The sequence below is a fragment of the Tahibacter sp. genome, assembly GCF_032229445.1.
Classification (GTDB): domain Bacteria; phylum Pseudomonadota; class Gammaproteobacteria; order Xanthomonadales; family Rhodanobacteraceae; genus Tahibacter.
Genome location: NZ_JAVTWC010000104.1, coordinates 95,476 through 121,561 on the forward strand (window position 1 = coordinate 95,476; position 26,086 = coordinate 121,561).

The following is a 26,086-nucleotide window of genomic DNA, read 5'->3' on the forward strand; positions in this document are numbered from 1 at the left end:
CAGCATCAGATACTCAGGCGGTAGATGATCGGCAGGCGCAGCTCGAGCTGGCGCGCCTCGCCGGTGAAGAAGGCCGATGCGGGGACTGGCGATGCGCGGCGCAGCAGATCCAGCGCGGCCTTGTCGAGAATGGCGTGTCCGGAACTCTGCGCGATGCGCTGGTCGACCAGGCGGCCGTCGGGCATCAGCACGACCACGATCTCGACCGTGCCCTGCAGCTTTGCGCGTCGTGCCGGACCCGGATAGCGACGGTGCTGCGCGAGCCATTCGAGGACGCGCACGGTGGCGGTGTTGACGAGCGGATCGACCGGCGGAGTGAGCACGGCCGTGCCGGTCTGTTCGATGTCGGCCGGGCTGGTCGGAGCCGGCAGGGTTGGCTCCGGCTCCTGTGATGCGAGCACGGGCGCAGGAACGGGCAATGTGGCAGTCTTTGCCGGTTCGGGTGGTAGCGGCGCAGGTTGCTGGGTCGGCGGACGTGGCGGTGCAGGTGCGGCGGCGAGCGGTGCGACAGGCGCCGGTGGCTGGTCGGCAATCACCGGTGATGCGGGCTTGCCGCCGCCGGCGCGCAGGCGAATCTGCAGGATGGGCGAATCCGGTGCCGGCTGCAGTTCCCGCGTCCATTGCCACAACGCCACACCGATCAGCGCGTGCAGCAGCAGCGATACCAGCAAGGCGAAGAAGGCGGGACGCCGCGGAGCTGCCGCCATCGGAACGAGGATGCATTCATCCACGGCATCGGCGTCCGGAGGTGCGAGCAAGGCCGCATCGGACGGAGCGAGCAGAAGAACCTGAGCGGCGGTGGAGGACGAACTCGGCATCGCTGACGTTGGACTGCGACAGGACTGGCGGCGGATAGTAGCCACAGTAGCGCGAAAAGGCATGCAGCACTATTCGGGAAAAGGACACTTGGGGGGAAATGCCGCGACCTGCGTCTACCCACAGTGAATACGCAAACCGAGGCCCGCGAATCGTCAACGCAGGCTTTGCCGGGGACTAAGAGAATTCATGGCCAACCTGATCACTTCACTGAGCAGCCGACTCGCAACACTCCTCGCCATTGGATTGTCTGCGTCGACGTGCGGTGCCGTACGTCTTGATCCCGATGGCATGGGACAGGTGCTGATCTACCCCTATTACACGGTGCGCGGCGGCAATCAGACGATCTACACGGTGACCAACCACACCGACCGCCAGAAGGTGCTGCAGGTCATCATGAACGAGGGCCGCAACGGTCGCGCGACGCTTGCGTTCAACCTGTTTCTCGCGCCCTACGACAGCTGGACGGCGACGACCTTCAGCCTCGGTGACAGCGACGAGGCCTTCCTGCTCCCCGGCGATTCGTCGTGTACCTATCCGCAATTCGATACGTACGCCTTGCCGGATGGACGCCAGTACGTGGGGCTGCTCCCGTTCGACTACAGCGGTTCGCGCCGCGACTCCGGTCCCGGTAGCTACGACCGCATGCGCGAAGGCTCCCTCAAGATTTTCGAACTCGGCACGGTCATTCCGGGAACACCGCCGGCCGTGGCGATGACGCCGGTCTCCAACGGACTGCCGCCGGGCTGCAGTTCGCTGGGCGCTGCCTATGCCGGCGGCGGCTACTGGGCGCAGGACCGCAAGACCCACCTGACCAATCCGACGGGTGGTCTCAGTGGCGAGGCGATGATCCTCAACGTCTCTGCGGGCACCGTGATGGCCTATCAGGCCACGGCGCTGGCCGATTTCCGCGCCGATCCGTCCGACGTGCCGCAAGGCAGCCGCAGCACGGTCGTCAATCATTTCGAGCCCAGTGCAATGTCGGTCGGTCTGGACGATGCGATCAGTGATCCGGCCACCGGACTCGTGACCGCGGCGATCGACCTGCCGAACCGGCGCCAGGAATTGCAGTATGCGCAGGCGCGCGCCATCGACGCGGTCAGCGCCGTGCTCACGGCCGACGCGGTCAACATCAACTACGTCAGCGACGCCAGCGTCGGCGCGACGACCGACTGGGTCGTGACGTTCCCGACGCGTCCGTTCTACACCGATCAGGCCATCGTCGGCACCACGGCGATCAAGCCCTTCACCAGCATCTATCCGGGCGCTGGCGGCAGTGAGAGCACGGCCACCATGGCGGTGCCGTATTCGCTGCGCGATCGTGATGGACGCCGTGTCAGCGTGGCGCCGGCGACGAACGAGAGCATTGATCTGCGTTTCAACACGCAGGTGATTGCCGTTTCGCCGAGCATCAACATGGTTCCGCTCGCCGGACGGCCGCTGGGTTCGTCCCTCGGCGTGCGACTGCAGGCAGTCTCCAGCAGCACGCGTCGCGACGGTGGCTGGATGACGCTGGACCTGTTGCGCTACCAGGATGGCGCGAGTACCGCGAACCGCAGCCTGCGGCCGGCCGAAGATGGCACGGTGATGCTGGGGCTGCCGATGATCGGCTTCGCCGCCGTGAACTACGTCAATGCCGCAGCGGGGCCGGGCGTGCTGGCGAACTACAGCATGGCCAATCCGCAGCGGCGTACGCAGGACTGTCGCCGCAACACGGTGTCCTGCAAATGAGCTGAATAACGCGAAAGATACTTTATTTAAAAGTATTTTTTTTGCATCGAGGCGCCCGGGAAGGTCGCCGCTAGAACCCGAAAAGGTTGGGAAGGATTCGTGCGCGCCACGGATACGGCCTGTCTTTGCCCGAAATTCGCCGCTGCTGTGATGGTTGTGTGTCGATCCGATAGCTCCAGCTGAAGGAAATAGCGCCCATGTATCGAATCCCCGATATGCATCGAGTCATGAACGCCGGACGTCGTCCGCGCCTGCAACGCGTCGCCGCGTACCGTCGACTCGGTTATCGCGTCGTCGTCGAAGGCACGCCGACCACGCCGCTGCGCTGGAAGGTATTCCGTCCCTGGCTGCGCACCGTGTCCGCCTCCGGCATCGTCGCTTCACGCGAAGCCGCGATCGATGCGGCGAACGCCTGGATACGCCAGGACGTGGAAACCACGCGTCTCGCGGCCATGGTCTCGGTCGCGCACTGAGCGTTGGACGCAGGCCAGGGAAAGGCCTGCGGCTTTGGCAGCGTGTGCCCACTGTGGGGGCGCACGCTGCGGTTTTTTCCGACCGTTCTTCACGAGCCTTCGGGTGCCGTCGGTTCCGCGCGTGGATGCCGCATCGCCGCCCGAGAACGGATGTGCCCGGCAAAGGCATTCCTGCCACGTCTACGCAGGCTGATTCCTCGTCTGCGGGAGTCTTACAATGAAAAGAACTTCACTGAACGCTGCGGTTGCGGCGAGTCTCATCGCGGCCGCCAGCCTTGCCGACAGCGCGCATGCGCTGGAGCTAAGCCCCGACGGCACCGGCCAGGTGCTGATCTATCCCTATTACACGGTCAACAAGGGTCAGCAGACAATCATCTCCGTGGTCAACGGGAGCAGCGTCGCCAAAGCGGTCCGGATCCGCTTCCTGGAGGGGTACAACGCCCGCGAAGTGCTGGACTTCAACCTGTTCCTGTCCGAGTTCGACGTCTGGTCGGGCACCGTGTTTGCGCTGAGCGATGCGGGTCTGCCCGGCGACGGTGCCGCCGTATTTACCACGGACAACAGCTGCACGCAGCCGAACAAGGACCAGTGGACCGGCTCGCTCGGTGCCCGCCGTCCGTATCAGGCCTTCCGGTCGTTGGCGTATACCGGTGCGCACGAGGACTCCGGACCGACCGATATCGCGCGAACGCGCGAAGGCCATATCGAGCTGCTGCAGATGGCCGATCTCAGCGGATCGCTGCGCATGGCGGTGACGCATAACGCGGCCGGCGTTCCGGCCAACTGCAATGTCGTCCAGTCGATCGATCCGGCCAATTCCCTGCTACTGCCGCCGACTGGCGGGCTGTTCGGCGCCGCCGGAATCGTCAACGTGGCGCAGGGCACGTTCCACGGCTACAACGCCGATGCGATCGGCGGTTTCAGTAAGATCCCGCTCTATTCGGCCAACGGGTCGCCGACCCCATCGCTGGCGCAGGCCAACACGGCGCCTGGCGTGGCAACCGCCTATGTGTTCGATGCAGCCGGCGAGCTGTTCCGCTCCGTCTATCCGACATCGGGCCAGCCCAGCCAGGCGATCGATGCGGTATCCGCGGTGTTCATGTCGTCCACGCTGCTCAACGAATACAACGTCGATCGGACGGTCGGGTCGAATACCGACTGGGTCGTGATGTTTCCGACCAAGCGTTTCTATGTCGATACGGAAATCCTCGGTCTGCCGCTGGGCAGCGCCGGTGCGCTGCCACCGTTCACTTACACATTCGGTCAGCGCGCCGAGAGCAACGGGTCCGTTGTCAATGGCGGCGCGCGGTCCTGCAGCTGGGTTGGGCTGACGCCGTTCGATCGCGAGGAAGGCCGGCCGAACAGCGCGCCGCCCGGATTTCCGGTCCCGGTCGCACTGCCTCCCGCGCTATGCACCTCGGTCAATGTGATCAGCATGTTGAACGCGAGCAGCACAACGCCGCCGACCGAATCAGGGGTGCTGGGATCCCGCCTCATTACCAACCTGCGACCGTTCGCGGCGGCCGGCTGGCTGCGTATTGCGCTCGATCTGCCGTCGCAGCCGCACGCGCTGCGCGCGTCGAGCGACGCAGACGTGTACAGCGGCTTGCCGGCGACCGGGTTCCAGGTCGTGAACTACATCAATGCCGACACGGCACCTGGCGTGCTGTCGAACTACAGCGGGACGTTCCGGCATCGCGCCATACGTGCCTGCACCAACGCGCGTTTGGGCAGTTGTCCCTGACGGTCGGGTTCGCGCTGGTTTTTGCGGCAGGCGTGGGCCAGGACGGCCCGCGACGTTGGCGGCGTGCGTCGCACGGTACGGCGCACGCTGCACTTTTCGATGATTCCTGCCCGCGTCGTTGCGCTACCGTGTCTCGCGCGGGCAAACGCTTCTGATCGCCGCGGCGATCGGGCTGCTTTTTGTTCGCAGTCGTCGAGTGGCAATCCGCGTTCCTTGCGCGGGTTTCGCCAGGCAAAAAAAAACCACCGCGCAAGGCGGTGGTTGAAGGTTTGGGCGGCGGTTGCAACAGCGCTTTGCCGCCCCCGGTTACGCGGCTGCATAAAGCAGCCGCGCAACCGGTTACATCAGTTGCAGATATCGATTCGGACGTTATCGATTTCCATGCCGTTCGGCGCGGCAGCGGCGGTATTGCTGTCGCTGGTCGCACGGAAGCGCAGCTGCACGGTCTGGCCGGCCATGTCGTCGAGGTCGACGATGGAGCGCTTGGCGGCCGTGCCCGTGCTGGGCTGGCGGCACCAGGCCTCGCGACCGGCCAGCGGTGCACCAGCGGAGATCGTGCCGTTGTAGCCGTCCGAGAAGAAGCGGCCGGCGAGGAGCTGGGTGAAGCTGCCTGCGCCAATCTTGGCTTCGAGCGAGCCGGCATCCCAGCAGCCGGTGGCGCCGTCGATTTCGAAGCTGTGGTAGTTGTCGTAGGACAGGATCACTGCCTGCGCCGCCGGGATCGCGATGCTCGGCGACAGCACCGAGCGGTCGCTGGTGACGGTGTTGTTCGGCACCTTCCAGACGTTGCCCGTGAAGCCGGTCGTGCCAGCGATCGGCGTGCCCGCCGACCAGGCCGTACCGCCCGCATCGCCGGGTGCACCGGCGGTCCAGGCCGGCTCGGCGCCGCCTTCGAAGCCGTAGGTCACGACATTGGTCAGCGTGGTGCCGGTCGGGCAGGTGCCCGGCGTTCCGGTGGTGAACGAGAACACCGCCGACGTCGGGCCGTCGCCGCAGTAGTTGGACGGACGCACGCGCCAGAAGTACTGGGTCGTCGAGGCCAGCGTCGTATTGACGGTCCAGCTGTTCGTGGTCACGGTAGCCGAGGCGACGATGCCGGTGAAGCCGGCGTTGGTCGAGACTTCGACCACGTAGCTCAGCGCCCCCGGAACGGCCGTCCACGTCAGCACAGGACGTACCTTGGTGCCGGTCGCGGCGTTGGCCGGCGCGGTCAGCGTGGGTACGGCCGGGGCGGTGGCCGAAACGCCCAGCTCCAACGTGATCGCACTGGTGATCGCGCCACCGGTGCCGGACACGTTGATTGCGTACTCGCCACTGGCTGCGCCACGGCCGCCCACGAGCGTGAACAGGCTGGAGCCCGGCGTCGGATTGATCGGATTGGCAGAGAACGCCGGCGTCGTGCCGCCCGGCTGGCCGCTCGGGGTCAGCGTGACGGACGAATTGAACCCGCCGACCGTGCCGGCCAGCAGATCCCAGGACGGGTCCGGACCCGGCGTGGTGCCGCAGACTTCGAGGCGGCGCGGGGTCTGGCTGACCAGCTTGAAGGCGGGCAGGCCGCATTCGCTGAACTTGAAGCTGCAGATGCGCGTCGACCATTGGTTGCTGCTGGTCGTCGGATAGAACTCGCCGGTGAACCAGAAGGTGCAGTCATCGGTCGGGTCCACGCTCATGGAGGTGTAGTCGCCCCAGCGGCCGCGGCCGCTGAACGAACCGGTCTGCGAGCCGGTCGTCGCGGGCGTGCAGGCTTGCTCGTCGCGCAGCGTGCTGTCCGGATCGTTCAGCGTGCGGCCGTTGATCATGAGGCGCGGATTGATGGTTGCGCCGCCGACGTTGTAGCCGACGCCGATATTGCCGCCCTTGTCGATGGCGATGCCACCCATCCAGCGCGTGTTCGTATCGGGTGCGTAGGTGCCTTCGTCGACGATGGCCTTTTCCAGCACCCTGCCACCGCCCGCCTGGAAGGCGTCGGTGAAGATCGTGTCGAAGCGCTGGTTGATCTGCGACAGATCGAAATGGGTCCAGCGGATACCACCCTGTTCACTGTTGCCGAGCACGCCATGGTTGACGACCAGCGACAGCCGCGTGGGCGAGCCCGGCGGGAACACGCGCGCCGCGGCGCGATACATGATGTGGGTGCCGAAGGCGTCGAGCGGCACCGATGAACCCAACTGCGGAACGGCCGTGAAGTTCGGTACGAACGGCGTCTTTGCCGGGATCCGCTGAACCGTGGTCAGCGTGGTGCTGGCCGGTGTCGTCCAGTTGATGCACATGTCCCAGAACAGGTATTCGGCGGTCGACCCGTCGAAGTGGACGAACGGTGCGCAGCTGCCGGCCTTGGCGTGCAGCGTGCCGTCCAGGTGCGCCGGTTCTGCGCCATACGCGTCGATGCCCGGGAAGCGCACGATGCCGACCTGGGCCGCCGGTGCGCCGGCGAGCATCTTGTCGCGTTCCACGGCGATATAGGCCGCGCCGAGGAAGGCCTGGCTCGCGTTGTTGAACTCGTGCGTGACGATCGTGTACGCGTTCTGGCGGGTCGATTCGTCGGTCCATACGCCGATGTGCGGGTAGTCGCCGAAGACCTGCACTGGCGTGGTCGGCCAGGCGAACTCGTAGCGGTTGTAGGTGCCCAGAGGGTCGGGCGACGTCGAGATCGCGAAGCACTGGCTCGAATTCGCGCCGGTCGTGAACTGGCTCATGACCCAGCGCTGGGCGCGGTCATCCCAGATCGCGAGCGGGTCGCCCGAGTTCGAGTTCTGGCACTTGCCGCCGAAGCCGGCGAAGAACGAATTACCGGCGGTCGGGCCGGACAGGCGCGCGCCGGTGGTCTTGTCGAAGATGGCCCAGCTGGTATTGATCCACTGGATGAAATGCGTGGGGCTGACGTCGCCGTTGGTGTCCGGCGGGATGCCGCCGCCGCCGACGGCGAGCGACAGGCCATCGGCCGCGAGGATCGTCGACGGAGCCGGCGTGCCGCTGGGCGAATCCTGCACGTTGCGCGAACGCAAGCTTTGCAGGAACGCGCTCATGTCGGCCGAGCTGGGTTTGACGAACTGGTTGGGTACGACGTAGACATCCTGTCCGTCGGCGCCGACCTGCGGTGCTGGATAAACGCCGAGCACGTCGCGCATGGGCGGGGAAACATCGGAACGAATTGCATGACCGACTACCACGCCATCGGCCGCCATGACGGCCGGCGCAAACAACGTGGCGAATCCGGTCGCGGCAGCCAGAGCAAAGCCGGGACGGAGAAGCATTGCAGTACCCCCAGATATTGAGACTTGAAGCTGAGTGAATATCAGCCTTTCGGATGATGCACGAACCAGCCTTTCAAGTCTCGAACGCGCGTTCTCTTGGGGAAAACAATTGCGCCTGATCCGCCTAAAGTCGTAGTCGGTGGCTTTCCTGAATCGCGGCGTCCGTTCTCATTGGCGGGCAAGCGAGGCGCGCCGGCGGTGGTCGAGCAGGAACTCGCGGGTCCCGGCAGGCAGCAGCGAGAGCGACAGCGCCTGTTCCAGCCGTGGAATTTCCTCGGCCGGATGCTGCGCGCGCAGGGTCAGCAAAGCCTTTTCCGCGAGGGCGCCGTTATCGCTGGCCAGCCAGCGCGAAACCGTCGCCGCAGGCATCTTGATCCGGTCGCGCTCGATCAGGTCGAAGGCGAAACGAACGAGGCTGGCGCTGCCCTCGACCTGCTGTACGCGTACCGGCGTGGTGGCGATCACGTCGAGCGCGATCTCCTTCCAGCCGGCAGTGCCGAAGTGCTGCGGAAGCACCACGGCCGCCTGCAGCAGCCGCGCACGCGCATTGGCATTCCCCTCGCGGCTGGCGGCGAAGCGCTGCAGCGTCTTGCGCGCGCGCGCGTCCAGCGCCTCGGTCAGTTGCGGCCGCAGGACGATCTCCGACAGTGCGAAGTTCTGCAGCTGCGGGTCCCTGGCGTCGAGCAGGGCGAGCAGTTCCGGCAGTCGCGCCTTGACCGCGGCGGCGTCTTCTCCGGCCTGCCAGGCAAGGATCGCGCGATTTTCGGGACTGTCGCGCAGCAGCGCCGGTTCCAGTCCCGGCGTGACCAGCAACTGGGCGCCGCGGCGGTCGGCGCGGATCTGTTCGGCCTCGCGGCGGAACATGGTGTAGGCGATCAGGTAGCGTTCGCCCGGCAGCACGATGTGTCTCAGTTCTTCGGGTACGGCCAAGTCGATCAGTTCGGGCATTTCCGCATCGCCGCCGAGCTTCTCGATGCGTCGGAATACCATCCGGCCGCTGGGTCCGTTCTCGGCGAATTCGACTGAAGCGATGCTCGTGGTCGCTTCGCGGAGTACCGCGCCCGGCGGCTTGACCTTGGCGGCAAACGCGCCGCAGGCGAAGAGGGACAGCAGGGCGAGAACGCTCAGTCTTCGTAGGATCATGAGGCTAGGCTTCCGGAAGGGTAGTCGCAGCATACCCAGCACGCCCGAGCATGGCCACGGCGACATATTATGACTTGACATGTTATGTCGCGGTGGTTAGCGTCCAGGCCATCGTATTCGCCCGATCGCATCCCGGAGGGGAGCATGGCTAGCCGGCGCCGACTGATCAATCTGATCAAGGCCGCAGTGCCTTTGCTGAAACGGCAGATCCTCGTCGACGCGATCGACGTCGTTCCGGTCGCCGGCGAAGTACCCGTCATTGAAATCGCGTTCGCCGGTAGCGAGCGACTGCCGATCTACGTCACCGACGCGGGCAGTCAGCTGCTCTGCATCAGCTACCTGTGGCGCGATGCCGATGTGAGGCCGCGCCTGCGCGGGAAACTGCTCGAAACCCTGCTCGATCTCAATCCCAGCGTCCCGCTGTCCTCCTTCGGCCGCATCGGCGAACACTTCGTGCTGGTCGGCGCGCTGAGCCCCGCCGCGTCCGCCGCCGACATGGCGCTGGAGCTGGCCACGCTCGGCGACAACGGCCGCGATGCGCTGACAGCGCTTGCCGACTTCCTGGTCTGAGGTGCGCGATGGCCTGGTGGGATGACATCCGCGACATGCTGAAACAGGAGCTGGGTAGCCGGCCCGGGTCGGACAACGATGCGCTGGCCGCCCCCAAGCCGTTGCGGCAGGCACAGGTGCTGCTGCAACAGACCGCGCGCGAACTCGCCGACGCGCGCGCACGCGCCGATGTGGTGCGGCGCCGCCTCGGCCGGGCGCAACTCAAGCTCGAGGCGCTGACGCGCGCACCGCAGCCACATCCGCGCTATCGCGAGCGGCTGATCGAACTCGCCCGCGCGATCGCCCGCGACAGTGATCTCGCCGGCAGCTTCCAGTCGCATCTCGCTCAGCTCGATCTGCTGCACGACCAGGTCAACCGGCAGTTGCGTGAACTCGACCATGACCTGTCGATGGCGCGTGCCGCGAGTGCGATAGGCCAGGCGACCCAGGCGGTGTCCGCGCTGCCGCAAGCGCCGCGCCGCCGCACGCCGGCGGCACCCGCGGCACAGGTCAGCAAGAAAACAGACCGGAAAAGCGCACAGAAGACCAAAGCGCGGAAGCCGGCAAAAAAAACCGGACAGAAGGCGTCAGAGCCCGCGGACAAATCGGGCGCGGACGTTACGCCCGGATTCCGCCGCGCGCGTGCCGGCCGCGTGATCGATGCGCTGCAGCAGCTGCCGCAGCGGCGCAGGCAGGACACGCATGAAGACTGAACTGCCGAGCAGCTGGCGTTCGTCGCAGCCCGCGCTGCGAGCGGTCCAGGTGGCTTTCGACGTTTCCGAAGCGGTGCTGCAGGCGATACGTACGGCCGCCTACGAAGCGAATCTGTCCAATTCGGATCAGGTGCGCGTCGTGCTCGGCCTGCCGCTGCTGCGCCAGACCAAGCGGCCGCGTCTGACCGTGAGCCTGAGCGAAGAGGACTATCGGTTGCTCGGCGCACGCTATAGCCTCGACCACGACAACCATCTGGCGATCAAGGAACGTGTCGGCGCCGCTCTGGTCGCCTTCGCCGAAAAGCAGCGCAAGTCCCGATCCGGCAAAAGGAGTGTCAAGCCGTGAGTTTCCTCGATCTCGTCACTCACTTCCCCGGCCTGCTACCGAGCATCCTGATCGGTGTGCTGCTGGTGTTCTGGCTGCTGACCATCGCCGGCCTGCTCGATCTCGACAGCATCGGCCCGGACTGGCTCGGTGGCGGCGACGACGCCGACGTCAGCGGCCTGCCGGAAATGCTGCTCGCGCTGGGGCTGGACCGGCTGCCATTCTCGATCGTCATCAGCGGCGTCGCGTTCTTCTGGTGGCTGATCACCATGCTCGCCACGGCACTGCTGCTGCCGCTGCTGCCACTGCCGCTGTGGCTTGGCGGCACGCTCGTGCTGCTCGCCGCGCTGGTCGCCGCCGTACTGCTGGCATCGGTTTCGTTGCGGCCTCTCAAGCCGGTGTTTGCCGTGAATGAGAACGTCGCGCGCGAATCGGCGATAGGCCGGCGTTGCCGCATCCTGACTCTGAGCGTCGAAGACAACTTCGGCCAGGCCGAGGTCGCGATGGGCGGCGGCACGCGTCTGACCCTGCAGGTCTATGCGGCCGAGCCCAATGGTCTGAGCCGTGATTCGCAAGCTGTCGTGCTCGAGTTCGACGCGCGACGCAAACGGTACCTCGTTGCCGAGTTCGAACCGTTGTAGCTGTTCGAGGCCGCCCCGGCGGACGTTTTCAATGCGGAGGGCCCGTTCCGGGGGAAGGACAGGGTCGAGGGGACTGGCGGCTTGTGCCTCTACGGGTGCCTGCAGGCCGGAACGTAGTACACGTTTCCAACTTTCAGCCGGAGCTTCACCATGGACATCGCTTTCACCACGCTGCTTGCCGCGGTCGGCATTCTGGTCGTGTTCCTGCTCGGCTTCATGGCCCTCGTGGCCAAGTTCTACCAGAAGGTGGATCAGGGCCGCGCGATGATCGTCAACACGATGCGCGCCGAACCCGAAGTCACCTTCACCGGCCGGCTGGTGATCCCGATCCTGCACCGGCGCGAAGTGATGGACATCTCGCTCAAGACCATCGAGATCGAGCGCATGGGCAAGGAAGGCCTGATCTGCAAGGACAACATGCGCGCCGACATCAAGGTCAAGTTCTTCGTGCGCGTGAACAAGACGCGCGAGGACGTGCTGCGTGTGGCCCAGGGCATCGGCTGCGAACGCGCCAGCAACCAGGCCACGCTGGAAGACCTGTTCAGCGCGAAGTTCTCCGAGGCGCTCAAGACCGTCGGTAAGGCGATGGATTTCGTCGACCTCTACGAAGCACGCGACCGCTTCCGCGACCAGATCGTGCGCCAGATAGGCGACGAACTGTCGGGCTACGTGCTCGAGGACGCGGCGATCGACTACCTTGAACAGACACCTCTGGAGAAGCTCGATCCGCACAACATCCTCGACGCCCAGGGCATCCGCAAGATCACCGAGCTGACTGCCGAGCAGAACATCTTCACCAATGAGCTGCGCCGCAACGAGGAAATGCGCATCAAGAAAAAGGACGTCGAAACCGCCGAGGCGGTGCTCGAGCTGGAACGGCAGAAGGCGCATGCCGAAGCCAACCAGTTGCGCGAGATCGCGATCACGCGGTCACGTGAGGAAGCCGAGGCAGCCAAGGTCAGCGCCGAGGAGCGCGCAAAGTCCGAGGGCGCGCGTCTGCTCGCCGACCAGCAGATCGCGGTGCAGACCGAGAACATGAAGCGCGAGACCGAAGTCGCCGAGAAGAACCGGCAGCGCGCGGTTGCGATCGAAGAAGAAAAGGTCACGCGTGCGCGCGACCTCGAAATCGTCGATCGCGAGCGCGAAGTGACGCTGCAGCGCATCGAGAAGGAGAAGGCCGTCGAAATACAGAAGAAGGCCATCGCCGACGTGATCCGCGAACGCATCGTGGTCGAGCGCACCGTGGCCGAGCAGGAAGAGGAGATCAAGAACCTGCGCGCGCTTTCGGAAGCCGAACGCACCAAGAAGAGCACCATCGTGCTGGCCGAAGGCCAGGCCGAAGAGAAATACATCACTGACGTGAAGGTCGCGTTGGCCGACGAGCAGCGTGCCAAGCACAAGGCGGCGGAGGAGCTCACCATGGCCGATGCGCGCCTGGCCATCGCGAGCAAGTCGGCGGAGGGCCGCAAGCGCGAGGCCGAGGGCATCGAGGCGATCGCGGCGGCGTCGGGCCTGGCCGAAGCACGCGTGGCGATGGCCAGGGCCGACGCCAGCGAGAAGGAAGGCCTGGTCTCGGCCAAGGTCAAGCTGGCGGACGCCGAGGCGATCGCGAAGACCGGGGCCGCGACGGCTGATTCGCTGCGTCTGCGGCTCGAAGCCGAAGCTATCGGCAAGCACAAGCATGGCGACGCCGAGGCGCATGCGATTGCGGCGCGCTTTGCGGCCGAAGCCGGCGGCCTCAAGGAAAAGTTCGAGGCGATGCAGGCGATGAGCCCCGAAACGCGTGCGCACGAAGAACAGCGCATGCAGCTCGACAACACGCATGCGCAGCGCCTCAAGAGCATCGAAGCCAACCAGTCCATCGCGCGAGAGCAGGCTGAAGTGCTGTCCAAGGCACTCGGCGCGGCCAAGATCGAGATCGTCGGTGGTGACGGCGAATACTTCGAGCGCTTCATGCGCAGCCTGAGCATCGGCAAGGGCATCGACGGCACGGTCGACAAGAGCGAGCTGCTGAGTCAGGCCTTCGCCGACCACAAGTCCGGCAAGCGCGACCTCATCGCCGATGCACGCGAACTGATCGCCGCGCTCGGCGGTGCGGAAGCGGTGCGCGACCTGTCGATCGCCGGGTTGATGCAGAAGCTCACCGCATCGGGGCGGCTCAGTGACGTGGAGACGCTGAAGCGGTTGAGCAGTGATGGGGTGTGAAGCGTCACGACGTTCTGCATTGCCTTGCTCGCGCGGCTCGCTTGGCACCATCCCCACCCAACCCTCCGGCCCGTTGGGCGTTCAGGACGATGAGAGCCTTCGGTTCTGAACCATCGCCCTTCACCCCCTTGAAGAGGAGGGTTTCCACGATGTCGCTACGTAAATGCCGACCGGCCGAGTTTCCTCACTCCCGATCCAGGACAAGCGGCGTTCGGTCTACCGGGACTGGTGAACGACGGCTGCAGCTAGATATTTCAGCGTTTGCGCGATGAACGAAGTTTTCGCTGAACGGCGATTTTGGCCCTCCCCTTCACGGGGAGGGCTGGGTGGGGATGGTGTGTCGCGCGGTTCTGTCATACCGCGCAGAAGCATCAGCCCGTCGTTACCCCTGAAGGCGTGACCATGTCCTCTGATTCCGCAACATTCGAACTCCTGCGCAAACGCCTCGTTGCCGCCGCAGAAACGCTGCACGGCAAGGCCGAGGCGCTCAACGCGCGTCGCGTCGAGGCCTTCGGGCGCGTCGAGTCCAGGCTGCTGGCGCGGCTCAATGCGCGCACCGAGCACAATTGCGTGGCGCGCGACATCGTGCGCGTCGGCGATCGGCTGCTGTTCGGCTACAACGTCTTCATCGGGCTGAAGAAGGAAACCGTCGTCGCCGACGTGTTCTGCCTCTATGCGCTCGACGAGAGCGGTGAAACGCCGGAACTCAAGCCGCTGCCGCTGGACGGCAGCTTCCTCGCCGATCCGCGTTTCGTCGCCGATTTCCGCGAGCTGTTCACCTACTACCGCGCGACCACGCTGGACCAGCTGCGCGTGCTCGATGAGCGCCTGCTGCTGGTGTTCCGCACCGGCTCGCAGGCCGGCGACAAGCGCGTGTTCCGCTTCACGATCGGGCACGACGGCGCGATCAGCTACATCGACAACCGTGGCGAGCGCGATCATGTGCTGCCGCCCAGTCATGATTTCGAATGGACCCCGGTCACGCGCGAGAACTACGTGCTGGGCCGCCATCCGCACGTCAACGTGCTCGATACGGTCTTCGTCGAGACCCTCGGCGGCGACCTGACGATCAAGGTCGAAAACAACACCGAGACCGGGCTCGGCGTCTTCAGCGAGCCGGTCGAGGACAGGAACCAGTCGCTCGCGGATGCGGAGATCGCCTACGCCGACCTGCGCGGCGTGATCCTGCTGCGCGTCAAGCCGTACCGCGAAGACACGGTGCGCTATCTGGTGTTCAACAAGCGCCTCAAGATCGCCGTGCGCATCGACGAGATCGGCGCGTCCTGCATGCAGCTGCCGGAAGACCACGGCCTGGTGTTTCCGGGCGGGTGTTATCTGGAGTCCGGAGACTACAAGCGCTTTTCCGACCTGGGCCACGATTTTTCCGCCTACCGCATCAAGCGACACCTGCGTGCGCCCAGCGGCGAGGACATGCTGTACGTGTTCCACGAGCCGGTCGCCGGCACCTACGCGCTGCTGTCCTACAACCTCATCGAGCGCAGCATGAGCCAGCCGCTGCTTGGCAACGGCTATGCGCGCTTCGTCGACGGGCGCATCGTCCTGATCACGCCCGAGGCGCCTGAGCAGGCGTCACGCCTGCACACCATGCAGCTGTGGCGCACGCCGTTCGCGTTCGAGGAATACGCCAGTGCGCAGCCGCGCGTCGCGGGCCTGCTCGGACGCCTGGGCAACGCGAGCGTGGTGCGCGCGCTGGCCGAACTGCGCGAGCTGCGCCGTCTCGCCGAAGACGTTGGCAGCCGCGGCGCCTACGAGCGCCTGCTGCGCGTGGCCGCGCGCTGCAGCGACGCGTATCCGTGGCTGGCCGAAGCGGAGATCGGCGACGTCGGCAGCGAAGTCGCGCTGCTCGCGCGCAGCGGACGCGAGGCGCTGAATGCCTACGAAAAGCTCGAGCGCGCGCAGAGCGAGGCGGCGCAGCTCGTCGTTGACGCGGGCCGCGGTGTCAACGAACTGCTGTCGCGTGTCGCGAGCCTGCTGTGGCAGAAGCCCGACGATTTCACCGACGCGATCCGTCTGCTCAAGCGCAAGCGCGGCGAACTCACCGTGATGGCTGAGCAGCCGCACGTCGACGTCGCGGCGATCGCGGCGCTCGATGCGAAGTTGCGTGAGGAACTGGATCGTATCGGCACGCGCGCGCTGAAGTTCTTCGCCGAGCCGGCCGCGTTCGCGAGTCTGCGCCAGGGGCTCGCCGACAGCGGCGCGGCGGTGGAGCAGGCGCGCACGACAGTTGCGCTGGCGCCGGTCGCCGAGAAGCTCGATGTGCTGGCCGAATCGCTCGATGGCCTGTCCGGCCTGATTGCCGGCTTCGAGCAAAGCGACGCGCAGCAGCGTGCGGCGCTGCTTGGCCAGACCTCGCAGCTCTACGCCGAGGTCAACCGGATCCGCGCGGCACTGCGCACGCGCCGCGACAGCCTGCTTGTGCAGGAGCAGGGACTCGAATTCGGCGCGCAGCTCACCGTGCTGGAACAATCGGTGCTGAACCTGCTCGGCCGTTGCGATACGCCGGAAAGCGTAGATGCGGCGCTAGCCCAGGTGCTCAGCCAGATCGAGCAGCTCGAAGCGCGTTTCGGCGAGCAGCCCGACTTCGTCGTCGAGCTGACCTCGCGCCGCGAAACCGCGCTGGAGGCGTTCGCCGCGCGGCGCGAGCAGATCGCCGGGCAGCGCGAGCGCCGCGCGCAAGGCATCAAGGAAGCCGTCGCGCGCGTGCTCGATGGTGTGCCGCGTCGCGTTGCACGCATTGCCGCCGCCGAGGAACTGCACGCGTTCTTTGCCGGCGACAGCCTGGTGGAACGCGCGCAGCGCCAGATCGAGGAATTGCGCGGCATCGGCCAGGCCGTCGCCGCGGATGAACTCGCCGGCCGCTTGCGTGGACTCAAGGAAGCCGGCCTGCGCGACCTGCGCGACCGCAACGAACTGGGCGCGAGCGGCGAAACGCTCGCGCTGGGACGGCATCGGTTCACGATCGAGCGCGGCCGCCTGGATCTCGCGCTGCTGCACGACGCGGACGGCCTCGCCCTGCAGCTGACCGGCACCGACTATCGCCGCCGTCTCGACGAGCCGCGCGCCGAGGCGTTCCGCGCGGTCTGGGGCCAAGCGCTGCCGAACGAGAATGCGCAGGTATATCGCGCCGAATTCCTTGCCGCACTGCTGTGGCGGCGCATCGAAGGCGGCGACGAAGATCTACGCAACGCCTTACGTGCGGCCGATCCCCAGCCATTGCTCGACATGGTCGCGCAGGAAGCCCAGCGTCGTCCGGGCGAGGACTACCAGCGCGGCGTGCATGACGCTGACGCGGCCGCGATCCTGCGCGAACTCGTGCATCTGGCCGACGGCGCGGGCGAGCTGCGTCTGCCCGCGGCGGCACGCGTGCTCGCCCAGGTCTGGTACGCGACCCAACGCGAGCAGGGTCAGGCCCTGGTGCGTGCGCATGCGGCCGGCCTGCACTGGTTCGTGCAGCGGCAGGAAAGCGTGCCGCTGCCAGCCTCGTGGCTCAGCAGCCTGCAGACGTGCGCGCAGCAGCTCGGCCTGGCAATGGGGGCCGGCGCGATCGATGCGGCCGCGCGTCACCTCGTCGCAAGCCTCGGCGGCGACCACGCCCGTTTCGTCGCGAGTGCGGCGGCGTCGGATCTCAGCCAGCGTGCTGCGGCCGAATTGCCGCGCACGACGCTGGCCGCGCTGCAGTCCGATCTCAGCGCGAGCGAGCGGCTTCATCTCGCGCGCGAATGGTGCCAGCGTCTCGGAGCCGCCGACGCCGACACGGCGCTCGAAGCCGGCGCGCTGCTCGCGTTCGCCGGACTGCCGCGCGAGCGCATCAGCGCGCCGCTGCGCGCCGATATCGCCGGACTGCGCGGCGCGCACCCGCGTGTGCGCGACGGCGTGCTCGCGCTCGACCTGCCGGAATTCATCGCCCGCCTCACGACGTATGCGGAAACCACCGAGCGCGACTGGCACGCGTTCGGAAAGCTGCGCCACGGTATCGTCGAGGGCGAGCGCCGGCGGCTCGGCCTCGACCGCTTCCAGGCCAAGCCCATGGCCGGCTTCGTGCGCAACCGCCTGATCGACGAGGTCTACCTGCCGCTGATCGGCAACAATCTGGCCAAGCAGATCGGCAGCGTAGGCGATGCGCGCAGCGACCGCTCCGGCCTGCTGCTGCTGATCTCGCCGCCAGGCTATGGCAAGACCACGCTGATGGAATACATCGCCGACCGCCTCGGCATGATCTTCGTGCGCGTGAACGGGCCGACGCTGGGCCACGACATCGTCGCGCTCGATCCGGCCGCGGTGCCGCAGCGCGGCGCCGCGGAGGAACTGGTCAAGCTCAATCTCGGCTTGGCCATGGGCGTCAACGTGATGCTCTATCTCGACGACATCCAGCACCTGTCGGCCGAGTTCCTGCAGAAATTCATTTCTCTCGCCGACGGCACGCGGCGCATCGACGCTGTCATCGACGGCGAGGCGCGCACGCTGGACCTGCGCGGCAAGCGCTTCGCGCTGGTCATGGCCGGCAATCCGTATACCGAATCCGGCGAAGTGTTCCGCATTCCCGACATGCTCGCCAACCGTGCCGACGTCTACAACCTTGGCGACGTGCTCAGCGGCCGCGAAGCGCTGTTCGCCGACAGTTATGTCGAGAACGCGCTGACCGCCAACGCGTTGAGCGCGCCGCTGGCCGAGCGGCCGCGCAGCGAGATCCTCGCCGCGCTGCGCGCCGCGCGCGACGACAGCTCGCTGCCGGGCGAACTGCCCGGCGGCGCGCAGGCACTGGAACTGGTCAAGCGCATGGTCGCGGTGCGCGACGTGCTGATGCGGGTCAACGCGGCCTATGTGGAAAGTGCCGCACAGGACGATGCCTACCGCACCGAGCCGGCGTTCAAGCTGCAGGGCAGCTACCGCAACATGAGCAAGCTCAGCGCGCAGCTGAGCCCACTGCTGACGCCGCACGAACTCGACGCACTGATCCGCGACCACTACCGCGGCGAAGCGCAGACGCTCGGCGCGCGCGCGGAGGAAAACCTGCTGCGCCTGGCCCAGCTCCTCGGGGCGCCGAACGCGGAGGAGACCGCGCGCTGGAAGGAACTCGTGGAGAATTTCCGCCGCCTCGCGCGCCAGGGCGGCAAGGACGCCGACGGTGCCACGCGCATGGCGCAGACCTTGTCTGACATCGCGCTGCAGCTCGAAAAGCAGGGCCGCAGCAGTGAAGTCCTCGGCGAGACGCTGGGCGCTCTGAAGAGCCTTGCCGACATCCACACCGCGCTGCAGCGCGAGCCGCGACTGGAAGCGCCGCCGGCACTCGCCGACGCGCTGGCGAAGATGGCGCGCGCGTACGAGGAAACGCTCGTGCCGCTCGTGTCGGCGCTGCACCACAAGATGACGCTCGACCACGACATGTGGGACCAGGTGCGCCATTTGCGCACGGGCATCGATTCGCTGATCAAGCGTAGCGGCAAGACCTGATGGAAAGGGCGGCGGATCGCCTGCGTCGGAACGGACGACGCAGGAAGGTCCGATCCGGACTGCTGCTGCACGCCCGACTTGTGAGACAGAGGAGCGGCATCGCGACTATGGCGCGCAGCCGCCGGCGCGCGTGAGTCGCAGCATCCCGCTGCGAGCGCGGAAAGCGCCGGCAACCGATTCGTCGGCGAAATGATAGTCGAGTTCAGCGCGGTCGCAATTCTGCACGCGCAGCGTCGCCGTGCCGATCGCGCTCGCATTGTAGGTCGGTACGCGGTCGAAAGTCCCGCCGATGGTCTGCACGAGAATCAGATTGGCCACGCCGTCGCGCGCTTCGGCGAGATTGCCCTGCAGCGTGAACCAGTGTTGCCGCCCCGCATCGTTGCCGGCGTCAGCCGGGTCGAAGGTAAACCACGGCGCAAAGAACACGCCGTTGGGCTGCACCGTGAGCTGCAAACCCTGACCGGCGGTGGCTTCGTCGAACCAGGTACCGGAGAGCTTCGCGTCGAAACCGTTCGCTGGCGGCTGCGCGCCGACACCGGGCACCGTGCCGCCGTCGGCGAGTACGCAGGGTTGCGTTGCTGGCGACAGGCGCGACAGCGTGATCGTGCCGCTGCGGCCATCGTTGACCGCCGCATCGAACGCATAGTGGAGGTTTCCGCGGCTGCAATCGTAGAACTCGACCTGCGCCGTGCCGACACGCCTCGGCGCGACAGTCGGGTCGGCATCGAAGTTGCCGCCGGTGGTTTCGAGGATCGGCAGTTCGAGCCGGCGCGTGCCGATGGCGATGGCGTTGGCTTGCAGCGTGTACCAGCGCAATTCGGATGGCTCGTTGCCGCCGCTCGTGGAATAAGTGAACCAGGCGCCGAACAGCGTGCGCGACGCGGGCAGCCAGTCGAAGGTGATGCCTTCGCCGTTGGCATAGGGTGACCACCAGGCTCCGGCGATGCCGGGTTGGTCGAGGCGCGTGGGAACGCCCGGCGCATCGAAGCCGCGTTGCCGGAATATTGCTGCGTTGGTGCCACTGTCGGGCATCTGCGCACGTATGACGAGGCGCGAGACGCCATCACTGCCATTGACGAGTTTCACCGGATCGCATTCGCGCACGATGCAGTGCTGCCAGCTTTCGGCGAGGCGGGCGCCGTCGCGGCTGTCGTAGTGCTCGACATGGAGTCGGGTACGCGCGCCATGGACGCTGACGAGGCGCAGGCCGTCGGCGCTCGGTGCCATGGTGTGGCTCGCCGTGCCCAGATTCTCGGATTCGGCCTGCCAGCGCAGGCTGCCGTCGACCTGCGAGAGTTGATAGAGCCGCGTCGCGCGGCTGCGTGCCCCTTGTGCAGACAGATCGAAGCCGGATGAGTGGCGCTGCGCCACATAGACCGTGCTGTCGGTGATCGACAGTTGCGCGTTTTCGCCATTTTCCTGCAATGGTGGCAAGCGCTTGACCCAGCTGCGCGCACGGACCGGGTCGGTGAAATACACCGAACGCGTTACGACGTTCGTCCCCGATGGCGCATCAACGGGCGTGCCGAACAGGGCTATGGAGCCGTTGCCGCTGATGGCAACGGCGGCGGCCGGGCGCAACAGACCGGTGACGTTTCCATCGACGCCATATCGAAGTTGCGCATCCGGCCCGTACACACTGGCGGCCGCAGTTCCCTGGTCTGAATTTGAGAAAACCAGCGCCAGATCGCCGGAAGGGCTGGCGCTCATGCGCACCGGGTATTCGCCTCCGTAGGTCTGGCGCAGTGAGCGGCCCTCAGCAGAGAGCAGTTCGATGGTGTGGCCTATGCTCCCGCCAAGGCAGTGGCCAACCAGCAGCGTATCGCTGCCGGGCGACAGTGCCGCGCCGACGGTGTCGCCAATGTGATCGACGATTTCGCGTTCCCAGATCAATGCTCCGGTTGCTGCATCGAGGCATTCGGCGTGACCGCCATAGCGACCGTTGTCGTAGTCGCGTCGAGTGAACGTACAGACACGCCTGGCGTTCGCGGTGATCACGCCGTGATCGAGCCGTGCGTCGCGATCACGCTGCCAGACGATGGTGCCGTCCGGAGCGACGCGGCTCGTCGTGAAATGTGGTGCGCGGCGGCTGCCCACGGTGCGGTCGACGCTCAGCACGAACTCACTGCCGTCGTTACCCGTTGCGGTGTCCTCGACATCCATTTCCGTCGGCAGTGTTGCGCCGGAATAGTCGGTTGCGACGCGCTCGCCGTTTTCAGTAAGCCGCGCAACCGGTCCGAGCGGCGTCGGACCGATCTGATACAGCGCGTTGTTGATGCCGAGGGCATAGCCATTGGCGACGCCGCGATCGATACGCACTTGCCCATCTGGCGCGATGCGCAGGAAACGCCGCGGATCATTCGACAACTGTGTATTCTCGCCGAGGAGCAGCGTATCGCCGTCGGGTGTTTCGGCGAATTGCGCGATGCTGGTCATGGGCACCGATATGTCCCACGCCGTGCTGCCGTCTGCACGCAGATTCCAGAGGGTGGGCATCGCGCCGAAGGTCGGACCGCCCGTCAGGAGGCGGATGCTGCCGTCGCGCTGGCCGAACAAGGTACCTGCGCCGCCGCTGACAAGTCCCACCGAATGCTTGATCCAGCGCTGCTGGCCGTCGGCAGACACGCGCGCGACTTGCAATTCAACCGGTGCCACGGGGGTGCCCGAATCCGGGTGACGCGCGGTTCCGGCCAGCACAATGTCGCCGTCATCCAAGATGAGGACCTCGCCACCGCTGTTGGCCCACGACTCCGCAGACTGCCAGCGCCAGCGCCGCCGACCGTCGCGATCGAGGGCGACAATCACAGCATGCCTCAGGCCGGGCCCGTCCGCGGGAACGGTGCCGACATGCAGCAGTCCACCGTCGGGTCCAGCGAACAGGCGGCGGGACCAGGCGAACTCGCCAACTAGGTCTGGCGGCACCGAAGGGTCTGCCAGCGCGATCACGCGGCCATCGATATCGAGGTGTGTGAGCGTCCCAGTTTCGTAAGGATCGAATCCACTAATCCACAGCGTGCCATCGCTTGCGGCGGTGACGATCCCGCACGGGCCGCCGCGCCAACGCATCGCACCGGTTTTCGAGTACCGATGGAGCGCGCATTCGTCGTTGCTGCTGATCTGGGCAACGACGCCGCCGTCAGGCATGAGTGCCCACAACGATGCGTAGCGGCGCCCACCAAATGCGGAAGTTGAATCGAAGTGATGCACTTCGCCGTCGTTCAAGCGCACCAGACGTCCACTATCTGTTTTGCCCCAGCCGTTGCCGTCGGCAGACAGCTTCAAGTCGTTGAGCACGATCTGTTCCGAGCGAGCGCTTTGGGGGAAAAGGGTCGCTCCATCCCACGGCCAGGCAGGTGCGGCCACGGCAAGCAATAGCAAAAAAGCTGTAGCGTTGCGCACAGTCATGGTGGAATCTTCTCGCCAGAACCTCGGGGCGACCGCCGTCGATCGTGACGGCGGCATCGAATTGAGTGTGCTGGCCTTATGGCCCGCAACCGCCTTCCTTGATCATCGCCAGATCGCCCGTGCGGCCGGCGAAAGCGCCGACGCGCTCGTCGTCGTTGAAGCGGTAGGTCAGCGTCGCGCGGTCGCAGCCGTTCATCTGCAGCGTGGCCTGGCCTGCGACATAGCGGTTGCGCGTCGCGCGGCGGTCGAATGCGCCGCCGACCGTCTGCACGATGACGAGGTCGATCTTGCCGTTGACCGCCTGGGCGAGATTGCCCTGCAGCGTGAACCAGTGCTGCCTGCCGCTATCGTCGACGGCACCGGCGACGTCGTAGGTGAACCACGCGGCGAAGAACACGCCGTCGGGCTGCACGGTGAGCTGCATGCCCTGGCCACCGGTGGCCGGCTCGTACCACGAACCGCTCTGGCGCTGATCGAAGCCCTTGCTGGTCGGGCGTGCGCCGGAGGCCGGCTCCACGCTGCCGTCGGCGAGCCGGCACGGCTGCGTCGCCGGTGATAGCCGCGACAGCGTGATGGTGCCGGTGGCGCCGCTGTTGTAGCTCGGATCGAAAACGTAGCTGAAGCGGCCGTTGGCGCAGTCGCTGAAGCGCAGCGTGCCGCTGCCCACGCGCGTGGTCAGGCGCGGCTGGGCCGAATCGAAGGCGCCGCCCGTGACGAGATAGATCTCGATGTCCGCGACGCGCGCGCCGTCCGGCACGTTCGCCGCCTGCGCGACATACCAGCGCTGCTGCGCGGTTTCGTTGCCGCCGTCGCGCGAGTACGTGAACCAGGGCATGAAGATCAGGCGCGCCTGCGGCAGCCAGTCCAGCAGCAGGCCTTCGCCTTCGCCGTAGTACGAACCCCAGGCGCCATTGATGCCGGTCTGGTCAACACGGATGTCCGGCCCGGGCACGTAGCTGCGCGCAGCGGCGCGATCGAGCGCGGCGAAGCGCGCGACGCCGCCCTGCGCGGCGGCACCGCCGAAGCGGCAGTCCTGCGCCGGGCAGGCGACGGTCGTGGCCGACAGCTCGGCGCCATTTTCCAGACTGTAACTGTGCACATCCCAGCGTCCCTGGCCGGCGCCGAGCAGCACGACGCGCTGCGTCGACGCGTCGACATCGATCTGGTCGCCTTCGACGTTCTTGCGCCAGCGTCGGGTGCCGCTGTCGCGGCGCAGCACTTCGATCGCGACGCGCGCGCTGGCCGGCGGCGTGCCGAAGCGACGCTCGATCACGAGCGCGTCGTCGGTCAGGAACAGGAACGGCGTCGTATTGGCGAAGCTCTCCAGCGGGCGCTTCCAGCTCACCGCGCCGTTGCCGTCGAGCATCCAGACGAACATGTCTGACGAGGACTGGGTTTCCTTGCCGACGATATAGACGTTGTCGCTGTCGTCTATGCGCAGCCGCTGCGGCTGTATGCCGATCGCCACGAGATCCAGCGTGTAGACGACGCGGCCGGTAGCGCTGCGCTGAATGAGCTCGCCGGCGTCGCTGTTCGACGGTGTCGTGGCGAGGCGCTCGACGACGACCGAATCGCCGGTGTTGTTGAAATCGCCCAACGGCGTGCGCTCGTCGGTGGGGTAGTGGCGCAGCGAGGTGCCTTCGGGGCTGACCAGCTGCACGCCGTGATAGAGGTAGGACAGCACCATCACGTTGTCCGCGCGCAGGCGGAACATGCTTGGCGGCAGCGGGTTGCGCGCGCGGAAGTTCAGCGGTTCTTCGATCGTGCGCGCCCACAGCGTGCTGCCGTCGGCGGCGGCCACGCAGCGGATGCGGTTGTCCGGCTCGCCCTGCAGCGCCTGTATCTCGGCGATGCAGACGCGATCGGGCGAGGCGGTCGCCATGGCGAGATCGAACGCGCCCGGGAATTCGAGGTTCCAGGCCACGTTGCCGTCGGCGCCCACACGCCTGACGCGATAGCTCGCGGCGCCGTCGGCGGCGCTGACGATGAAGGTATCGCCATTGCTGTTGGCGGCGAGCGCGCGCGTCTCCTCGCGCAGCGGCGTCTGCAGGTCGATGTCCTCGTCGATGAGCTGGCCCTGGGGGTCAAGCTCGATCAGGCGGCGCACGCCGGCTTCGCGCGTGCCGACGGCAAGGAAGTGGCCGTTGTTCTCGCGGGCGAGCGTGACCACGGTGGACACCGGCAGTTCTCGGTCGTAGCGAAGCGTTCCGCCGGCGCTGTAGCCCAGCAGGCGCAGGCGCTGGGCCGCGCCGCTCAGTGCCGAGGTCAGCACGGTGGCGTCGCCGTTCGCTTCGATCTGCAGCGAGCAGCCCGGACCCGGCGTCGCGCAGGCATCGCCGATGCCGGCCGGCAGTGGCTGGGTCCACAGCGGCGTGCCACCGGCGGAGACGCGGGCGAGCTGTGCGCCGGTGCGGTTGACGGTATCCAGCGCGTACAGGCTGCCGTCGTTGCCGACGGCGATGACCGCCGTCGCCGAGTTCGGGCCGAGCTCCTGCGTGACCAGCCAGCGCTGCTGGCCGGCGGCATCCAGGCACAGGCGTACGACGCCGCTGCCGCCGGGCTGGCGCGCCGCGGCGCAGCTACTGCCGTTCGGGCCGACGGCGACGGCGCTGAACTCGATGCCGGGCTGGGCACTGTTGTCGGTCCAGTTCCAGCGCTGGCTGCCGCGGCGGTCGAAGCGTGCGAGCTGGGCGCGGCCCTGCTCCGACACGACGCTGTTGCGGCCGGCGACAAGCAGGTCACCACTGGGCGCATCGACCGCGCGCTGCGGACGCTGGAAGCGCAACGCCGGCGTTTCGTCGCCGACCGTGCGGCGGACGACCGGGAAACTGTTGGGGGTCAGGGTCGCGCGCAGACTGCCGTCGGCGGCGATGCGCTGGATGTCGTCCAGCGTCTCGATCCAGCTGCCGCCGGTGGCATCGGTGCGAACGAACAGCGGGGCAACGCGGCGCTCCCAGACAAACTGGCCCTGGGCGTCGAAGCGGCGCATCTGGCCCGGATCGGTCTCGACCAGCAGCACGCCGCCGTCGGGCATCGCGATCAGGCGCGCGGTCGCGGACGTCGTCGTTGCGAAGGTGGCCTGGCCGGAGGACTCGCGCTGCAGCACGACCGTCCCGTCGTGTTGCAGCAACAGCCAGCGTGCCCCCGCCACTGCCGCTACATCGAATATCTGCGCCGCAGCGCTACCGCCGCTCGGCAGGGCCTGGTCCCAGTTGAAGGCCAGCGCCGCGGGTGCGGCGGCACAGCACAGCAGCAGGGCGGTGATCCGGCCGGAGAGGCGGGAAGCGAGGCGCGGAGGACGATTCATGCGGAGTTCCCTGACAGTGGCAGCAGATGCGGTGGAGACGGTGCGGTGTATGACGGACGCAGTGTTAGTAAGACGTAATCCCGAGTGCTACCCCCCCATTCGCGCGGCGCATCCCGGCCCAGGACGCGACACGTGCAAGGCGGCGTCGCAGAGTCCTGTCGCGGTGGGGGCGGTTCTCCCGCGTGTCGTTTGTCCCGGATCCCGGTGGACAGCGCCGTGGTCCGACAGTCCGTTCTGGCCGCGCATGGACTGACAACGCAAAAGCGCGGGCGTAGTGATCAGATCCGCTGGAGCGCATGCGTCGGTCT

The 26,086-nt window shown here is 66.7% G+C and carries 14 protein-coding genes; 9 read left to right on the top strand and 5 right to left on the bottom strand.

The genetic code is table 11. The features are described from left to right. Positions 1-5: 5 nt before the first annotated feature. The gene (locus RUU78_RS18780; RefSeq protein ID WP_313919070.1) at positions 6-758 is read right to left on the bottom strand and encodes a TonB family protein; all 753 of its coding nucleotides are present in this window, start codon (positions 756-758) and stop codon (positions 6-8) included. Positions 759-1,005: 247 nt separating this feature from the next. Here RUU78_RS18780 and RUU78_RS18785 point away from each other — a divergent pair, with 247 nt between their 5' ends. The 3 genes from RUU78_RS18785 to RUU78_RS18795 all read left to right on the top strand — a co-directional run bounded on the left by RUU78_RS18785 (position 1,006) and on the right by RUU78_RS18795 (position 4,764). After that, positions 1,006-2,547 carry a hypothetical protein gene (locus RUU78_RS18785; RefSeq protein ID WP_313919072.1) on the top strand — a complete coding sequence of 514 codons (1,542 nt, stop codon included), beginning with the start codon at positions 1,006-1,008 and terminating at the stop codon, positions 2,545-2,547. A 197-nt stretch (positions 2,548-2,744) separates the two neighbouring features. After that, complete coding sequence (locus tag RUU78_RS18790; RefSeq protein ID WP_313919074.1) at positions 2,745-3,020, top strand: hypothetical protein; 276 nt, start codon at positions 2,745-2,747, stop codon at positions 3,018-3,020. Between the two features lie 217 nt (positions 3,021-3,237). Continuing rightward, positions 3,238-4,764, top strand: coding sequence for a hypothetical protein (locus tag RUU78_RS18795; RefSeq protein WP_313919076.1), 1,527 nt, complete (start codon positions 3,238-3,240; stop codon positions 4,762-4,764). Positions 4,765-5,108: 344 nt separating this feature from the next. On the opposite strand, the gene RUU78_RS18800 is transcribed toward RUU78_RS18795, so the two are convergent. Together RUU78_RS18800 and RUU78_RS18805 are read right to left on the bottom strand one after the other, a co-directional pair. Beyond that, positions 5,109-8,018, bottom strand: a complete 2,910-nt coding sequence (locus tag RUU78_RS18800; RefSeq protein WP_313919078.1) for a hypothetical protein — start codon at positions 8,016-8,018, stop codon at positions 5,109-5,111. Between the two features lie 168 nt (positions 8,019-8,186). Next, positions 8,187-9,161, bottom strand: coding sequence for a hypothetical protein (locus RUU78_RS18805; protein WP_313919080.1), 975 nt, complete (start codon positions 9,159-9,161; stop codon positions 8,187-8,189). Positions 9,162-9,305: 144 nt separating this feature from the next. Between RUU78_RS18805 and RUU78_RS18810 the strand changes: the two genes are divergently transcribed. The 6 genes from RUU78_RS18810 (at position 9,306) to RUU78_RS18835 (ending at position 19,066) form a co-directional block, all read left to right on the top strand. Next, the gene (locus RUU78_RS18810; protein WP_313919082.1) at positions 9,306-9,731 is read left to right on the top strand and encodes a DUF2170 family protein; all 426 of its coding nucleotides are present in this window, start codon (positions 9,306-9,308) and stop codon (positions 9,729-9,731) included. Between the two features lie 8 nt (positions 9,732-9,739). Beyond that, positions 9,740-10,423 (top strand): hypothetical protein, encoded by a 684-nt coding sequence (locus tag RUU78_RS18815; protein ID WP_313919084.1) that lies wholly within the window; start codon positions 9,740-9,742, stop codon positions 10,421-10,423. Beyond that, positions 10,413-10,769, top strand: coding sequence for a hypothetical protein (locus RUU78_RS18820; RefSeq protein ID WP_313919086.1), 357 nt, complete (start codon positions 10,413-10,415; stop codon positions 10,767-10,769). The genes RUU78_RS18815 and RUU78_RS18820 overlap by 11 nt, the downstream gene beginning before the upstream one ends. After that, complete coding sequence (locus RUU78_RS18825) at positions 10,766-11,389, top strand: hypothetical protein (RefSeq protein ID WP_313919087.1); 624 nt, start codon at positions 10,766-10,768, stop codon at positions 11,387-11,389. Before RUU78_RS18820 ends, RUU78_RS18825 begins: the two co-directional genes overlap by 4 nt. 150 nt (positions 11,390-11,539) lie before the next feature. Further along, positions 11,540-13,594, top strand: a complete 2,055-nt coding sequence (locus tag RUU78_RS18830; RefSeq protein WP_313919089.1) for a hypothetical protein — start codon at positions 11,540-11,542, stop codon at positions 13,592-13,594. Between the two features lie 402 nt (positions 13,595-13,996). Next, positions 13,997-19,066: a DNA repair ATPase gene (locus tag RUU78_RS18835; RefSeq protein WP_313919091.1), complete on the top strand. Its 5,070-nt coding sequence runs from the start codon at positions 13,997-13,999 to the stop codon at positions 19,064-19,066. A gap of 105 nt (positions 19,067-19,171) precedes the next feature. Here the strand turns inward: RUU78_RS18835 and RUU78_RS18840 are convergent, their stop codons facing one another. Next, positions 19,172-22,360 carry a hypothetical protein gene (locus RUU78_RS18840; protein ID WP_313919093.1) on the bottom strand — a complete coding sequence of 1,063 codons (3,189 nt, stop codon included), beginning with the start codon at positions 22,358-22,360 and terminating at the stop codon, positions 19,172-19,174. Positions 22,361-22,547: 187 nt separating this feature from the next. Then, on the bottom strand, positions 22,548-25,778 hold the full coding sequence (locus RUU78_RS18845) for a hypothetical protein (RefSeq protein WP_313919094.1): 3,231 nt from the start codon (positions 25,776-25,778) through the stop codon (positions 22,548-22,550). Positions 25,779-26,086: the final 308 nt, after the last annotated feature.

Excerpts from the sequence above, each read along its gene's own strand:
- RUU78_RS18820 (WP_313919086.1), top strand. The coding sequence starts at position 10,413 with ATGAAGACTGAACTGCCGAGCAGCTGGCGTTCGTCGCAGCCCGCGCTG.
- RUU78_RS18815 (WP_313919084.1), top strand. The coding sequence starts at position 9,740 with ATGGCCTGGTGGGATGACATCCGCGACATGCTGAAACAGGAGCTGGGT.
- RUU78_RS18800 (WP_313919078.1), bottom strand. The coding sequence starts at position 8,018 with ATGCTTCTCCGTCCCGGCTTTGCTCTGGCTGCCGCGACCGGATTCGCC.
- RUU78_RS18805 (WP_313919080.1), bottom strand. The coding sequence starts at position 9,161 with ATGATCCTACGAAGACTGAGCGTTCTCGCCCTGCTGTCCCTCTTCGCC.
- RUU78_RS18790 (WP_313919074.1), top strand. The coding sequence starts at position 2,745 with ATGTATCGAATCCCCGATATGCATCGAGTCATGAACGCCGGACGTCGT.
- RUU78_RS18810 (WP_313919082.1), top strand. The coding sequence starts at position 9,306 with ATGGCTAGCCGGCGCCGACTGATCAATCTGATCAAGGCCGCAGTGCCT.
- RUU78_RS18830 (WP_313919089.1), top strand. The coding sequence starts at position 11,540 with ATGGACATCGCTTTCACCACGCTGCTTGCCGCGGTCGGCATTCTGGTC.
- RUU78_RS18835 (WP_313919091.1), top strand. The coding sequence starts at position 13,997 with ATGTCCTCTGATTCCGCAACATTCGAACTCCTGCGCAAACGCCTCGTT.
- RUU78_RS18795 (WP_313919076.1), top strand. The coding sequence starts at position 3,238 with ATGAAAAGAACTTCACTGAACGCTGCGGTTGCGGCGAGTCTCATCGCG.
- RUU78_RS18845 (WP_313919094.1), bottom strand. The coding sequence starts at position 25,778 with ATGAATCGTCCTCCGCGCCTCGCTTCCCGCCTCTCCGGCCGGATCACC.
- RUU78_RS18785 (WP_313919072.1), top strand. The coding sequence starts at position 1,006 with ATGGCCAACCTGATCACTTCACTGAGCAGCCGACTCGCAACACTCCTC.